This window comes from Burkholderia sp. 4M9327F10 (genome assembly GCF_005503145.1).
Classification (GTDB): Bacteria; Pseudomonadota; Gammaproteobacteria; order Burkholderiales; family Burkholderiaceae; genus Paraburkholderia.
On the sequence record NZ_SCNV01000004.1, the window covers coordinates 1 to 14,144 of the forward strand.

Below are 14,144 nucleotides of genomic sequence, written 5' to 3' on the forward strand. Positions count from 1 at the left end.
CTATCTGAAGCAGACCGACTCGGCATGGTCGGTGTTTGGCCGCATCATCGCGGCGCGGGCCCGGCGGCTCTTCGACCGCGCCGGTCAGCGGATCACCCAGCGGACCTTGCGCATCGGCGTGTCGGCGCGGATCTTCCATCCGGAGCCTGGCGCCAAGGGTTTGCGCGGCAAGACCCTGCAGTATCTCGAGGAGTCGATCGCGCACTGGGTGATGTCGCGCGACGTGCTGGTGTTCATGATTCCGACCGTCGGCCACGAGGGCATGCTGCACCCGAGCAATATCCGGCTGCGCGATTACGCCAAGCATCTGGACGGCTTGCTGTTACAGGGTGGCGCGGATGTTTCACCGCAGTCCTACGCCGAGCAGGCAAGCAGCGCCGAGTGGCCCGGTGACCGTGTGCGCGACATGTACGAACTGGAACTGCTGCACGAATTCATCGAATCCGGCAAGCCGGTGCTCGGGGTCTGCCGTGGCTGTCAACTGATCAACGTGGCGTTCGGCGGCACGCTTTATCAAGATATCGCCACCGATGTACCGACCGCCGGCATTCACGTCAACGAACACTACGACCAGCACCGCCACGGCATTCATTTTCCGGACGGCTCCACGCTGGCCAATATGTTCCCGGGCCGGCGCGATGCGATCGTCAATTCGATCCACCACCAGGCAGTCAAGACCCTCGGGCGTGATCTCAATATCGAAGCGGTGTCCGCGTCGGACGGCATCATCGAAGCGGTTCGCTATCGGCGCGCGCCGTTCGTGATGGGCGTGCAGTGGCATCCGGAGTTTCATCGCGCGGGCGGGCCGGAGTTGCTCGATTGCACGCCGCTGCTCGACACCTTCCTGCGGGTGGCGCGCGAAACGCGTTTCTAGTCCCGCGTACCCGCTATTGGGTTGCCGGGCGCGACAAGCAGGCAGCGCACACAAGGACGGCTCCGTTTTCGAACGGGGCCGTTTTTTCACGCAAACGATGCTTCGCTAGCACGCAGGCGATCTTTTTTTCATCGGTAAAACAGGGCTTTTTTTCGCGACTGACGAAACGATTGAAGAAATCCTTAAGATTGCTATCTATCTCGATTTAAAGTGTTGCCGCACGACACAAGGACGCTTCGCTTAAGTGAAAATCCGCGCGATAATCCACCGCTGTTTGGAACTCGCATGGAGCATGCACGTATGAAGTCCCCCTTAGCTGTCCGGCGCGCAATGCTGCTCGCAACCACGTGTGCGCTGCTGCAGCATGGTGGTCTCGCGCTGGCAGGAGAGGGCGCCGGTTCAACGGATTCGGCGCCGGTCGTCGGAACCCGCCCGGCCATGAATACGCTCACGCCGCAGCCGGTTGCCGCTGCGTTGCAGGCGGTCGCGTCCCCTGCCTCCAGCGTCTCCGCGGGTGGCGATGTGCAAGGCAACGTTGCCGAACTGATGCAAATGATTCACGACTCGCAGCTTACGGAACTGCGCACTACCTACAACGGAACCTACGGTGCGAGTCTGCTTTTCTATCCGCAGGAAATGACGTACTACATAGCGTTGTTTCAAGACAAGCATTTCTGGCGCGTGATCAAATCGGAGGACGAGCTCCGCGCGGAGGCCGTCTATGCCGGCTTTGTGCAGCAGACGGTACAACTGGCTGACGTGGAACTCCGCCGCACCCAGTTGCAGGCACAGAAGGCGTTCATTGAAGATGTGATTGCGCGCTCGGAAGACCGTGCAAAGCGCCTGCAGGCTGATCTGGACGTGGCCCGTACGCAGCAGGCAAGGGTCAACGACTATCAACGCCAGACGCAGGTCGAGGCAGTGGCATTGCGTGCTGAGAAGGAGCGGGCTCAGGCGCAACTGCGCCAGGTGCAAAACGAAGTTTTGCAATTGCAGCGTATGAGCGAATCGGGTTTGCCGGCGCCGCGCTAGGCTGCGCCACCGTCCTCGTTGCGAGTCGAAACGCAGAAAGCCCGGCAATGTGCCGGGCTTTCTGCGTTTGCACGGCTGCTTTTGCCGCGGTTTCAGGGCTATTTGGCGAACTGGTCGGGTATTTCGGTGACCCGGCGCTGCGAGATTTGTTGCGCCCACGCGGTGCTATCCGTGCTGCCGGCGCTGTGCGTGCGAGGGGTGTCCGCATCGCGGTGGATGGAGTTTGCCTGTGCCGTTTCAATTGCCCGTGCGTACAGGTCCGGGCGGGCAGGCTTGCGCACATGCGTCCCCGCTGACATGCGGATCGAGGCGTAGTTGTCGACGCCGAGCGCATTGTGCATCGAAGGGGAGAAGTGTCCCGCAGCCGAGGGCTTGGCCCATCTTCGTGTAGCGACCTTGGCGGTAGGGTGTCGTGACGAAGCGCCGCGTGACACCATTTTTACTGGCCGCTTCAACGTCTTCACGGAGGCAGTGGAGGCTCGCGGAGCATGGCGGCTAACCTCGAGGTGCGGGTTGCCGTTGTTTGCCGCATGCGGGGCCGCCGCCTCTTTGTGTGTGGGGCTGGCGGCTACCACCACGTCTGGCGATGCGAGGCGCGCCGGCTCGCTCCTATTAGGCGCAGGAGGCGCAGGAGGGCGCAGGGGCGTTTCATGCGGGCCCGGGAGCGGCGCGATTTGCCCCGTCAAGGGGTCTCGTTGTACTTCCAGGGTCGAGGCACGATGCTGGGCCATATGCCCCAATGCGATCCACGCCAGAACCGCTGCACCACTTAGCGCGCATGCGCCGCCCGCCAACGCCGCCCAGCGAGGCGACGCGCCATGCTGAGGGCGCGTGACACCAACAGCGTGCGCAACAGTGGCTTCAGCATGTGCAGCTTCGGCTTGCTCCGTTGAGTCGAATGCGGCGGCTGCCGCGGCGTGCGGCTGCTCCCACCGGCACATCGAACGGATCGCCGCCGCGTTGAGACAAAACGTACGCAGGATGGCGGCGTAAAGCGCTTTCAGTTCCGCGCGCAAGCTGATGTTGGGTGGTTGCAGCACCCACTGGTTGCCAAACTGCGCCGGCAGGCAGGCTAGCGGGCGCAGTCGAGGCAGCGCCATTGCGCCTTCGATCAAGGTGAGGGGGATAGCTGTCGACATGGTTTCTCGCAACGCCTCGTGCTGGTAACGCCCCGGCGCAATTGTTCCGACGCGCGTATCAGCGGGAGGTGATTCTGACACCCCGTGCAGAGGCTTCGTCACGAAGCCGCCGGGGTTCGCTCGATCATGTCAGTCAAGCAATAGATAGGCGATGGGACTAGTCCGAAAAAACAGGTGGCGGAAAATCGGCTGCCCTCGCCGGCGTCGGCCAGCTGACGTCGGCTAACTGATGCTTACGCGAGCAGGCGCAACCGTACAGGCGGCTCGGACGCTCGCCAGGCCTGCCGCCTCGAGCCACGCCACGCCACCAGCATCAAGACCCGCTTGTATCACGCGGACGGTCCAGCCGGTACACGTAGCGCAGCGCGGTGATATCCACGCCGCCCATGTGATCGGGCTCCGCGCCTGCGAACTGCCAGCCTTGGCGCTCGTAGAAACCGATGGCTGGCGTATTGCCCTCAAGTACATACAGATAGAGCTGGTTTTCGCCTTGTGCTGCGGTCCAGTCGATGGCGGCTTGCATCAGCAGTTTGCCGACGCCGATCCCCTGATGGCCAGGTAGCGCATGCAGGTTGTCGAGCAGTACGCCCCAGGCCGAGTCCGGTTGCCGCTCGACGCAAACAAATCCGATCGGCTCGCCGCCACGCTCGGCGATCGCCACGCTGCGCCGCTCGGCGCCCGGTGCGTTGAGGCGCGCCTGCCAGTAAGCGGCGCGCTCGCGGGTGACTTCGCCATCGAGAAAGTCGTCAGGCAGCAGGCCGCGGTAAGTGGCCTGCCAACTGGTGGAATGGATCGCGGCGATCAGTGCGGCATCGGCGGGCGTTGCGGGGCGTAATGAAAGAGCACTGGTGGTAGACATCAGTTGGAGCATCACGTGAGGCGGCAATCTCAGAGTGTACTGCGAGCCGTGCCAGGGGCGCGATCAGTGTCCATCTTGACTGCAAGCTTGCTTCAGGAACGGTAACATTCGCCTTGGCTGGCATTGTGCGGGTACCCCTAGGTTTACCCTGATACCAGCGCAATGCGGGCAGCATCAAAATGCAGCGCCCCCGGCGCATTCGTCCCAGGTTCTCCCTCGCCAGTGGCATCTGCTCGCCGACGCGGTGAAGTGTTGTCAACTGCCCGATCATGCTGGATTCAATCCGGCGCCGGGCCATTTCGAGAGTGTCATGTCTACTGCGTCTCACGCATCTTCCAACGAATCCAAGTTCCGGACAGTTTTCCGCGTCGTCAGCGGCAACTTCCTGGAGATGTACGACTTCATGGTCTACGGCTACTACGCTTCGGCGATTGCCAAGACCTATTTCCCGGGGGGGAGCGACTTCGCTTCGCTGATGCTGTCGCTGTCGGTATTCGGCGCGGGCTTCCTGATGCGGCCGCTCGGCGCGATCGTGCTGGGCGCGTACATCGACCATCACGGCCGCCGCAAGGGCCTGATGCTGACGCTCGGCCTGATGGCGCTCGGCACGCTGGCGGTCGCGGCCATTCCGGGCTACGCGACAATCGGCATCCTCGCACCGATTCTCGTGCTGTTGGGCCGGCTGCTGCAGGGCTTTTCGGCCGGCGTGGAACTGGGCGGCGTGTCGGTCTACCTGTCGGAGATCGCGACCAAGGGCAACAAAGGCTTCTACTGTTCGTGGCAGTCGGGCAGCCAGCAGGTCGCCGTGGTGTTCGCGGCGCTGATCGGCGTGTTCCTGCACCAGGTGCTGCCGGTTGAGGAGATGAGCGCGTGGGGCTGGCGCGTGCCGTTCCTGATCGGCTGTCTGATCGTGCCGTTCCTGTTCCTGATCCGTCGTTCGCTGCAGGAAACCGAGGAGTTTGCCGCCCGCAAGCATCGTCCGAGCATGGGCGAAATCATGAAGTCGATGCTCGAGAACTGGGGCGTTGTGCTTGGCGGCATGGGCATGGTGATCATGACCACCGTGTCGTTCTACATGATTACGGCCTACACACCGACCTTCGGCAAGGAAGTGCTGAAGCTGTCGTCGATCGACTCGCTGGTCGTCACGGTCTGTATCGGTCTCTCGAATCTGGTCTGGCTGCCCTTGTCCGGCGCCTTGTCGGATCGTATCGGCCGCCGTCCGGTGCTGCTGGTGTTCACGATCCTGACCATCCTCACGGCGTACCCGGCGGTACAGTGGCTGGTGGCTGACCCGTCGTTTGTGCATTTGCTCGCCGTCGAGTTGTGGCTCTCGTTCCTCTACGCGAGCTACAACGGCGCGATGGTGGTGGCGCTGACCGAAGTGATGCCGGTTGAGGTCCGCACTGCGGGTTTCTCGCTTGCCTACAGCCTTGCCACGACGATCGGCGGCTTCACGCCCGCCATCTCGACGCTGCTGATTCATAGCACCGGCAACAAGGCGGCTCCGGGCCTCTGGCTCGGAGCTGCGGCAATCTGCGGTCTGATCGCGACGCTCGTGCTGTATCGCACGCCGGAATCGCGCGAGCAGTACCGCACGGCCTGATAACAAAGCGGCGCGGGTCGGCCGCATCCTCAAAGAAAAACCCCCATGCTTGCAAGAGCGTGGGGGTTTTTCTTTTGCAGGGTAGAAGCGGGTGCCGGGAATCTGGGAATCCGCGGACCTCTTACGCGTCGCGTAACTCGCGCGCGACGCTTTCGACCACCTCATCCCAGGCACCGGGTTTCGGCTGACGCACGAGGCGAGTGCCGGGATACCATGGGCTGCGCGAATCGCCGAGAAACCAGCGCCAGTCGGCGGCAAACGGCAGCATCAGCCAGAGCGGCTTGCGCAGGGCGCCGGTCAGATGGGCGATGGACGTATCGATCGAGACCACGGCGTCGAGCCGTTCGATGATCGCCGCGGTATCGGCAAAATCGCCGATCCGCTTGTCGAAGCGATGAATGAAGCCGGCGCGCGGATGGGTCTCGAGCGTCGCACATTCCGCGGCGCTGAGATTGGGCTGCAGGATGATCCAGTCGATACCCTCGAGCGCGAACAGCGGTTCGAGCGCGGCGAGCGGCATCGTGCGGTTTTCCTGTTGCTGGATGCGCCCGGACCATGCGAGCCCGATCTTGCGCTTGGCGTGTCCGCCGAGCGAGCCGCGCCACTTACGCTTGTAGGTCTGCGGCACGCTGAGGTAGGGCGTGCGCGCGGGGATCGTTTCGAGCTGGGTGCCGAGCGCGAGCGGCAAGCTGAGCAGCGGGCATTGCAGATCCGCCGGCGGGCGCGGCGTGCCTTGCGCGATCAGGGTGACGCGCCACTCGAGCGCGGCGGGCGCGAGAATCGGCACGAGTTGCGGCTGCACCTCGAGTACGACGCGCGCCGCGCGCTGGGCGGCGAGCGGCACGAAGCGGACAAAATGCAGCGTGTCGCCGAAGCCCTGTTCGGCATGCACGAACAGGGTGCGTTGTTCGATCGGCTCGCCTTGCCAGCGCGGCAGCGTTTGTATGCCACGCTGGGCCATGGTTCTCAGGCGCCATTCGTATTCGGGCAGGCCGCGGGCGAAATCGCCCAGCGTGAGCCACGCCAGCGCCCGGTTCATATGCGCCGAGGCGAGATCGGGCCGCAGCCGCAGCGCCTGATCGAAGGCGCGCCCGGCCGCCTCGTGCGCGCCAAGCGCGTGGTGGGTGGTGCCAAGGCTCAGCCAGGCCAGGGCGAACTTCGGGTCGAGGCCCACCACGCGTTCAAAGCGCGGCAGCGCTTCGCGGTGACGCCCCAACGCCGCGAGCGCATTGCCGAGACCGAATAGCGCGGGCGGCAGTTGCGGCTGCAGCGCCAGCACGGCTTCGAATTCGCCGAGCGCCTGTTCGTGCTGGCCGGTTGCGTCCAGCGTGTTGGCGAGATTGAAGTGCGCAGCGACAAAACGCGGCTGTGCGGCAATCGCCGCGCTGAACTGCACGATCGCTTCGTCGGCCTTGCCGAGCGCATTCAGCGCCATGCCGAGGTTGTTGTGCGCGCCCGCATGACCCGGCTGCAGCTCGAGCGCACGCTGAAACGACGCGATCGCTTCTTCATGGCGGCCGAGCGCGTGCAGCGCGTTGCCGAGGTTGTTGTGGCTCGAAGCGTTATCCGGTTGCAGGCGCAACGATTTCTGGAATGCGTCTGCCGCGTCTTCGTGGCGGCCCGCCAGCGCGTAAGCGTTGCCGAGGTTGTAGTGCGCCAGCGGAAACGCTGGTGCAAGCGTCAAGGCGTTGCGAAAACGCTCGATTGCCCCATCGAGCTGACCCAGTGCCTTGAGCGCGTTGCCGAGATTCAACTGTAGCGCGGCATCCTGCGGGCGCAGGTCGACCGCGCGGCCGACGAGGTCGGCCGCTTCGGCATGCTGGCCGAGCTGATGACGCAGCACGCCCAGCAGGTGCAGCGCATCGACGTGCGCGGGATCGACGTTCAGCGTGGCGCGATAGCCGCGCTCGGCATCGTCGAGGCGGCCGTCACGATGCGCCGCGTAGGCGCTCTCAAACAGGGGTTCCATGACGGGAAGGACAGCTCGTGTAAGGCAAATGTCGCATTTTCCCATACTCGCGGCCGCGCACCCGACGATTGACTGTCGCGAATTTGATCTATAACATATGAACAGGTATTCATATGTTTGAAAACGATGCTGCCCTTATCTACTGAGACCGCAGACGAGCGTGTCGTGTCGCTTGCCGACCTGTTCCGTTTGCTGGGTGATCCAACCCGCCTGCGCATCGTGCTGGCCTGCGTCGACGAGCAGCGCTCGGTGGGCGCGATTGCCGAGTCGTTGGGTTTCTCGCCTTCGCTGGTGAGCCATCATCTGCGCCTGCTGCGCGCAGCGCGCATCGTGCGCGCCGAGCGCCAGGGCAAGCAGGTGTTCTACCTCGCGGCGGACCGGCATATCAGCGGCATGCTCGCAGGCATGCTGGAGCATGTGGACGAACCGCTAAGCGACTTTTCCCTGGACTCGTAATGAATAAAACCCCACGCCCGGATTCGGCCGCTGAGGAGCGCGAAGACGATCACGCGCCGGTGTGGTTCGACGGCCAGGACGCCGACGAACCGGGTGCCCGCGCGCCGGCCGCCGATGCTTCGCAGCCAGCCGGCGCGGGGGATGATCACGTGGGTCACGATGAGGCGAACCATGCCGGACACGCTCATTCCCATGCTCACGGTGACGACGCGCATGCGCACCACGAGCACCATGATCACCATGAGCACGAGAAGGAAGCCGGCCACCCGCACGCCAAGGGGCACAGCCACAATGACGGACACAGCCACGGCCACAACCACAGCCATGGCGGGCACCATCACCATCATGCGCCGGTCGCGGGTCATGGGCGCGCCTTCGCCATTGCAGTTGCGCTGAACATCGCGATCGTGCTGATGCAGGGCATTTACGGCGTGATCGCCCATTCGACCGCGCTGCTCGCCGATGCCGGCCACAACCTCTCGGACGTGCTGGGCCTGCTGCTGGCCTGGGGCGCCACATGGCTCACCGCACGCCGGCCGTCGGCGCGCTATACGTTCGGCTACGGCAGCACGTCGATCCTCGCGTCGCTGGCGAACGCGGCCCTGCTGCTGTTCGCCTCCGGCGTCATCGTTGCGGAAGCGATCGACCGCTTGCTGCATCCGGCGCCGGTCGCCGGGCTGACGGTGTTCGTCGTCGCTACTGCGGGCATGCTCGTCAACGGCTTCTCCGCGTGGCTCTTCATGCGCGGTCAGAAGGAAGACCTCAATATCCGCGGTGCCTTCCTGCACATGGCCGGCGATGCGCTGATTTCCGCCGCGGTGGCAATCAGCGGTCTGGTGATTCTCGGCACCAACTGGACCTGGCTCGATCCTTTGATGAGTCTCGTGGTCGTCGCGGTTATCGTGTATGGCACATGGGGCCTGCTGCGCGACTCGGTGCGGCTCGCGCTGGATGCGGTTCCGCCAGGCGTCGATCTGCAGCGGATTCGCGACTATCTCGCCGGCCAGCCGGGAGTCACCGATGTGCACGACCTGCACGTGTGGGCGCTTTCCACCACCGGCAACGCGCTGAGCGCGCATCTGGTGATGCCGGCGGGTCACCCGGGCGACGCGATCGTCGACTCCATCGTCCTGACGCTGCGCGAAAAATTTGCGATGCAGCACGCCACGCTGCAGGTGGACCTCGGCACCTCCGAGCATCATTGCGCCCTCGATCATCCGCACGCCGGTTGAGCCCGGATTGACGCACCGCACCTTTAGTCGGCGGGGCAGCGGCGTACACTAGGCGGGATGTTGGTCTCCGGAGTTCCGCATGGCCGCCGCTTCATACGGTGCGTCGCCGGTGCTGATCGTTGGGGCGGGCCCAACCGGGCTGGCTGCCGCAATGAGCCTGGCGCGCGCGCATATTCCCGTGCGCCTGATTGACAAGGCGTTGCAACCCAACCCGCATTCGCGGGCCATCGGCATCCAGGCGCGCACGCTTGAGCTGTTCGAACAGCATCGTCTTGTCGAGCCGTTTCTGGAATTGGGCCATCGGGCTCGCGCAGCCAATCTCTATTCGAACGGCCAACGCCTCGCACGCCTCGATTTCGATCCGCTGCAGACCCGCTATCCCTATCTGCTCTTTCTCGATCAGTCCATCACCGAGCGCCTGCTGACCGAGCATCTGGCGACACTCGGCGTGAGCGCAGAGCGTGGTGTCGAGCTGACAGAGTTCGTCCAGGGCTCAGCGGGACTGAGCGCCTCGCTACAGCGCGCCGACGGCCGCAGTGAAACCTTGCATCCCTCGTATCTGATCGCGGCCGACGGCGCGCATAGTGCGATTCGCCACCGGCTCGACATGAGCTTCGCGGGCAAGACCTTCGAGCAGACTTTTTTGCTGGCTGATCTGCATGCCGAAACCGAATGGCCCGACGACGAGTTTCATATCTTTGCCTCCGGCGAAGGGCTGGCAGCGCTGTTCCCGATGGGCGGCGGGCGTTACCGGCTGATTGCCGATCATCCCGCGCAGTCCGAGCCGGCCGAGGCGGGCTCGGCGCCGGCTGACCCCGACAGCGCGCACAGCGCGGACTCATCGACGGCGCCTGCCGACGCGACGTCTTCGCCTTCGTCACCCGCCGCCGCCGCGGCTTTAGCGTCGCCGTCGCTCGACGAGTGCTGCGCGATTGCCGGACGGCGCATCCATCATCCGGTGAAATTCGCGGAACTCGGCTGGGCGGCGTATTTCCATCTGAATAGCCGGATGGTCGAACAGTTGCGGGTTGGGCGTGTGTTTCTTGCCGGCGACGCTGCGCATGTGCACAGCCCCGCAGGAGCCCAGGGAATGAACACGGGCATTCAGGAGGCCTTCAATCTGGGCTGGAAACTGGCTCGCGTGATCAAGGGCGATGCGCCGGACCGGCTGCTTGATTCCTATCACCTGGAGCGGCATCCGATTGAACGGTACGTGTTGCGGCAGACGAGCTTCGTTACGCAGCTTGCCGAAGCCGACCACGGGCCGCTCAAGCTTTTGCGCGAACGCGTGATGCCGACGCTGGCCGCGCTCGGTCCGCTGCGCGATGCCGCGCGTCTCACGGTGAGCGAGCTGTCGATCCAGTACCGGCGCAGTCCGCTGACGCTCGAGCGGCTCCTCGACGGCGGGCCGCGCGCGGGGGAACGGGCGCCGGACGCGCTGGTGCATGTGGTGGATGGGCCGCTGGGCCGCGCGCCTGGCGTCGGCTGCATTTTCGATCTGCACGATCCGGCGTTTTTCTCGCTGTTCCTGCTGGTTGCGCCCAATGGTCCGAATGGGCTCATTGGCACTGAGGAACTGTCGCTCGGTACGTCCGCTGGCCGCATTGCCGCGGCAAATGCGGCGGATCTGGACCGTCTGAGCGCAGCCGTCGAGCGGCTGCTGGCAGGCGGGGTACGGATCTGGCGCATCACGGATATCGCAGGCGAGGGCGCGCCGCCGCTCTCCGAGTCATATGGGCGGACCCGGCCCGCGTTCTACCTGGTGCGCCCGGACGGCTACGTCAGCGTGCGCGGACGGCCTTCATCCGATCTGAACGCCTTGCTGCGCCATTGCGAGGCATGGTTTGCGGGGTAAGCGTCGGTAACAACCTAGGCGACGCGTGCCGCTGCGTCGCAGTGCGGTATGAGATACTCTTGAGTCTTCTGGTTAGCCTCAACTGCGCGGCCCGCCGCGCCGGATCGACATGAACGTTCTACTCAAAGCCTGTGCCGTGGCGGTTGCGGCCGGTGCGCTGTGCGCCACAGTTTCCATCGCTTTTGCGCAAAATTCGCCGGGCGTGCCAGGCGGCATCCTGACCGACGAATTCCACTTGCAGGAACACCCGCAATTGCCGTTTGCCGCCTCGGCGCCGTCTAACAAATACCAGTCCGACAAGAAATCGGCGATGCGCCGCAAGGGCGACAACGGTGACCCGGACGGCTGCAACCTGCAGTGTCCGCAAGATCAATAGTCAACGGCCGCAGGCCGTAGCCTGACGCGGCAAATTGAGCCGGGTAGCACCGTGGCGCAAGCGGGCGCCACGGCTGCGGTGATGAATTTTTATTTCGTGGCGAGTGGATCGAGGCCGGTGCTGGCCACATCGTGCGCCGCCTCGGGCGACGCGAGGAAGTCAATAAGCTGCCTCGCTTCACGCGGATGTGCTGCGTTGACCGGAATCCCGGCCGCGTAACGGGTCACGGATTGCAGCGACTCGGGAATCTTGCCGACGAACTCGATACCGGGCACCGGCAACAGTTCGCTCACCTGCTGAAAACCCAGTTGATAGTCACCTTTGGCGACGACCGAGCCCACCGGAATCTTGGGGATCATGGTCGCCTTGGGCTTCATCTGAGCCTCAATGCCCATTTTCTCGAAGAGATCGTTCTGGATATAGACGCCGCTCGCGCTATCCGAATAGGCGACTGACTTCGCTTCCAGCAGGGTTTTTCTGAACGCCTCGACGCTGCCGATGTCCGGCTTGGGTTCGCCTGCCCGGACCGCCATGCCGATGCGCGAATCGGCCAGCTCCACGCGTGAGCCCGGGATGATCTTGCCCTCGGCGATCAGCTTGTCGAGCGCGTAACCCACCATGATCACCACGTCCGCAGCCTCGTTGCGTGCGAGGCGGTTGGGAATCGCTTCCGGCGAATTGCCCATCGACGGCCCATAGGCGGTATCGACCGTATTCCCCGATTTCTCTTCGAACTTTGGCGTGAGCAACTTGTAGGCGGCCGTGAAGCCGCCGGAGATCATCACGTGGAGATCGACCGCGTGCGCACTTTGCGCCAGCAACAAGCCGCTGATAAGTGCTGCGGCAGACAGTTTCGACAAGAGTGATTTCATGACTCGTTCTGAATGGAGATGTCGCTGGCGCTATCCGGACGGGCTCCGTGCGCCTGCACCGGCAGCTTGTGGGCCGCACCCAGTCATGACGCGGGAAACAGCGCGCTACCTGAGGCGGATACGGACATAAACGGCAGGAGAGAAGGTATCTCTTGTGCCGAGACTCGATCTTCAACGAAGTGGGGCCGTTTGTGAACTGTCAACGCGGCGCGCCAGGCGGTCTGGGGTGAATCCATGCGCGTATCAATCCGTGGGGGCGTGGGCTGGGGACCCGTGCTTGACTCTGCCAATGGAAAATTCCTAATTTATCAGCGGTATTTTCTGGTTCGTTACGTGAAATATCTGATTTTATGTGGAAATGCATTAATGGTATTCATGGAATTTTTCGACTTTAGTGGGTGGAAAATTCTTCAGGCGATGCAATTTATTTCTGTGGTATTTTTTCTATGGCCTCCGAATTTATTCTATGGTGTTTTTGGTAGGCGTTTGATTTAATTGATATTTGCTTGCTGTTGATCGTGACGATCTGTTGGCGGGGTTGCAGGGTTGCTCAGCATTTGATGCAGGAAAATGTTGATAATAATGATTTGTCGTTCGGGTTTTGTGTTGCTCGAAAATGAAAATTCACCGTGCTAAGATCCGCCTCGCTCAATATCGATTGCTAATCGCTTTGAGTAAATCTGATTAACTAAATCATAGAGGCATATTATGCAAAAGATCGATCGCTCCGCGCTCGCCAAGTCTGCTGTTGCCGGTGGTTGCTGCAAGTGCTGCTGCGCCCCGTCGAAGTCCGCAGCGAAGCCGCTCGCACGTGCGTAATTGATGGCGCAGCGGGAAGTCGTCCTCAGGGCGCGGCTTCCCGCTTTTCATATGAGCATCGATTTCACGAGACTCGCACTATGGCCGGCATTGCTGCGAAATTTCGTCTCACACCGGCTTTTTCAGCTCAAGGGTGCGTTGATTGCCCTGCTGCCTTTAGCCGCTGTTGCGCCTGTGGCTGCAACGGCTTGGCATATCCGGGCGTTGTTTGACTCCAGTGCTCGCTGGCGTGCGGCCGAGCGCCGTGAGTTTGCGCGCGGCGTCGGCGGTGCATCGTTTGATAGAGGCAGCATTGCCACGGCAGGTGTGCGCGAGCGGCTGATCGATCAACGAATTTATTACGGCAGGCTTTTACGTGGCAGTGAAGCATGGCCGGACCTTCAGGCCGTCGCGGCCGAACTGGCAGCGCAGATACGACGGCTGCAAGCTGCCAGTCCGGGGCGGCCGATCTTCGTGTCGCCATTTCATTACGTATCGCAATACGCCAACATTTACGTGATCGACGAAATGCGGGAGCTTCTGGGTCTCGCGTCTATCGCTGTGGTGTCGGGTGTGCCGCGCGATATGTACGGCCAGGACCACGCGCAGATACCCGGCATCCAGGTGCTTTACACGTACGACGAGGACAATCGTAGCGGGCTCGGCCTGCGCCTCGCGCGGGCGCTCAAGCGTAGCGGCGTCGCCGTCCTGTTTGCGGATGTGCCGCCATTCGCGCTGCATCGCTTCCCTATGGAAACGGTCGGCGTATCGATGTTCGGTCGCGCCGCGCGGATTCACAACGGCGTGTTTCGTGTCGGCGCGCAATTCGAAGCGTTGTTACTTCCGTTCTATCTGGCGTTTGAAAAAGGACGCTTCAGAGGCGTGTTGCTGCCATCCATAGCGTTGACCCAGCCGTCCGCGCCGCAGCAGCTGTCCGAATACATCGAAAAAGCGTTGATCGACAATTGCCAGCACTCACTCGTAGTTGGGCACCCGTCCATGTATGCATTCGCAGCGAGCAAATAACGCGTGTCCGCAGTTCGTCGCGCCCGGCGACGTGCGCCGCGCGCGGGGGA

At 63.0% G+C, this 14,144-nt stretch carries 12 protein-coding genes; 8 read left to right on the forward strand and 4 right to left on the reverse strand.

Going from position 1 to position 14,144, the window contains the following annotated elements; genetic code table 11:
* Both FFS45_RS05795 and FFS45_RS05800 read left to right on the forward strand, forming a co-directional pair.
* Positions 1-874 (forward strand): type 1 glutamine amidotransferase (locus tag FFS45_RS05795; RefSeq protein WP_171029580.1); only part of this gene is annotated, 874 nt, incomplete at its 5' end.
* Between the two features lie 300 nt (positions 875-1,174).
* A complete protein-coding gene (locus tag FFS45_RS05800) occupies positions 1,175-1,906 on the forward strand; it encodes a DUF2968 domain-containing protein (protein ID WP_137953777.1) in 732 nt (243 codons plus the stop codon).
* A gap of 98 nt (positions 1,907-2,004) precedes the next feature.
* Here FFS45_RS05800 and FFS45_RS05805 read toward each other — a convergent pair whose 3' ends face one another.
* Together FFS45_RS05805 and FFS45_RS05810 are read right to left on the reverse strand one after the other, a co-directional pair.
* On the reverse strand, positions 2,005-3,045 hold the full coding sequence (locus FFS45_RS05805) for a hypothetical protein (RefSeq protein WP_137953778.1): 1,041 nt from the start codon (positions 3,043-3,045) through the stop codon (positions 2,005-2,007).
* A 313-nt stretch (positions 3,046-3,358) separates the two neighbouring features.
* The gene (locus FFS45_RS05810; protein WP_137953779.1) at positions 3,359-3,904 is read right to left on the reverse strand and encodes a GNAT family N-acetyltransferase; all 546 of its coding nucleotides are present in this window, start codon (positions 3,902-3,904) and stop codon (positions 3,359-3,361) included.
* A 310-nt stretch (positions 3,905-4,214) separates the two neighbouring features.
* Between FFS45_RS05810 and FFS45_RS05815 the strand changes: the two genes are divergently transcribed.
* Positions 4,215-5,510: an MFS transporter gene (locus tag FFS45_RS05815; RefSeq protein ID WP_137953780.1), complete on the forward strand. Its 1,296-nt coding sequence runs from the start codon at positions 4,215-4,217 to the stop codon at positions 5,508-5,510.
* Between the two features lie 121 nt (positions 5,511-5,631).
* On the opposite strand, the gene FFS45_RS05820 is transcribed toward FFS45_RS05815, so the two are convergent.
* A complete protein-coding gene (locus tag FFS45_RS05820) occupies positions 5,632-7,479 on the reverse strand; it encodes a tetratricopeptide repeat protein (protein WP_137953781.1) in 1,848 nt (615 codons plus the stop codon).
* Between the two features lie 126 nt (positions 7,480-7,605).
* On the opposite strand from FFS45_RS05820, the gene FFS45_RS05825 reads away from it, so the two are divergent.
* The 4 genes from FFS45_RS05825 to FFS45_RS05840 all read left to right on the forward strand — a co-directional run bounded on the left by FFS45_RS05825 (position 7,606) and on the right by FFS45_RS05840 (position 11,398).
* Entirely contained in the window at positions 7,606-7,935 is a 330-nt protein-coding gene (locus FFS45_RS05825; protein ID WP_171029592.1) for a metalloregulator ArsR/SmtB family transcription factor, read from the forward strand.
* A complete protein-coding gene (locus FFS45_RS05830) occupies positions 7,935-9,167 on the forward strand; it encodes a cation diffusion facilitator family transporter (RefSeq protein ID WP_249362670.1) in 1,233 nt (410 codons plus the stop codon). The genes FFS45_RS05825 and FFS45_RS05830 overlap by 1 nt, the downstream gene beginning before the upstream one ends.
* 79 nt (positions 9,168-9,246) lie before the next feature.
* Entirely contained in the window at positions 9,247-11,022 is a 1,776-nt protein-coding gene (locus FFS45_RS05835) for an FAD-dependent monooxygenase (protein WP_137953783.1), read from the forward strand.
* 109 nt (positions 11,023-11,131) lie between these two features.
* Positions 11,132-11,398 (forward strand): hypothetical protein, encoded by a 267-nt coding sequence (locus FFS45_RS05840; protein ID WP_137953784.1) that lies wholly within the window; start codon positions 11,132-11,134, stop codon positions 11,396-11,398.
* 89 nt (positions 11,399-11,487) lie between these two features.
* Here FFS45_RS05840 and FFS45_RS05845 read toward each other — a convergent pair whose 3' ends face one another.
* Positions 11,488-12,270, reverse strand: a complete 783-nt coding sequence (locus tag FFS45_RS05845; protein WP_137953785.1) for a substrate-binding domain-containing protein — start codon at positions 12,268-12,270, stop codon at positions 11,488-11,490.
* Between the two features lie 870 nt (positions 12,271-13,140).
* On the opposite strand from FFS45_RS05845, the gene FFS45_RS05850 reads away from it, so the two are divergent.
* Positions 13,141-14,094, forward strand: coding sequence for a hypothetical protein (locus FFS45_RS05850; protein ID WP_249362672.1), 954 nt, complete (start codon positions 13,141-13,143; stop codon positions 14,092-14,094).
* Positions 14,095-14,144 lie beyond the last annotated feature (50 nt).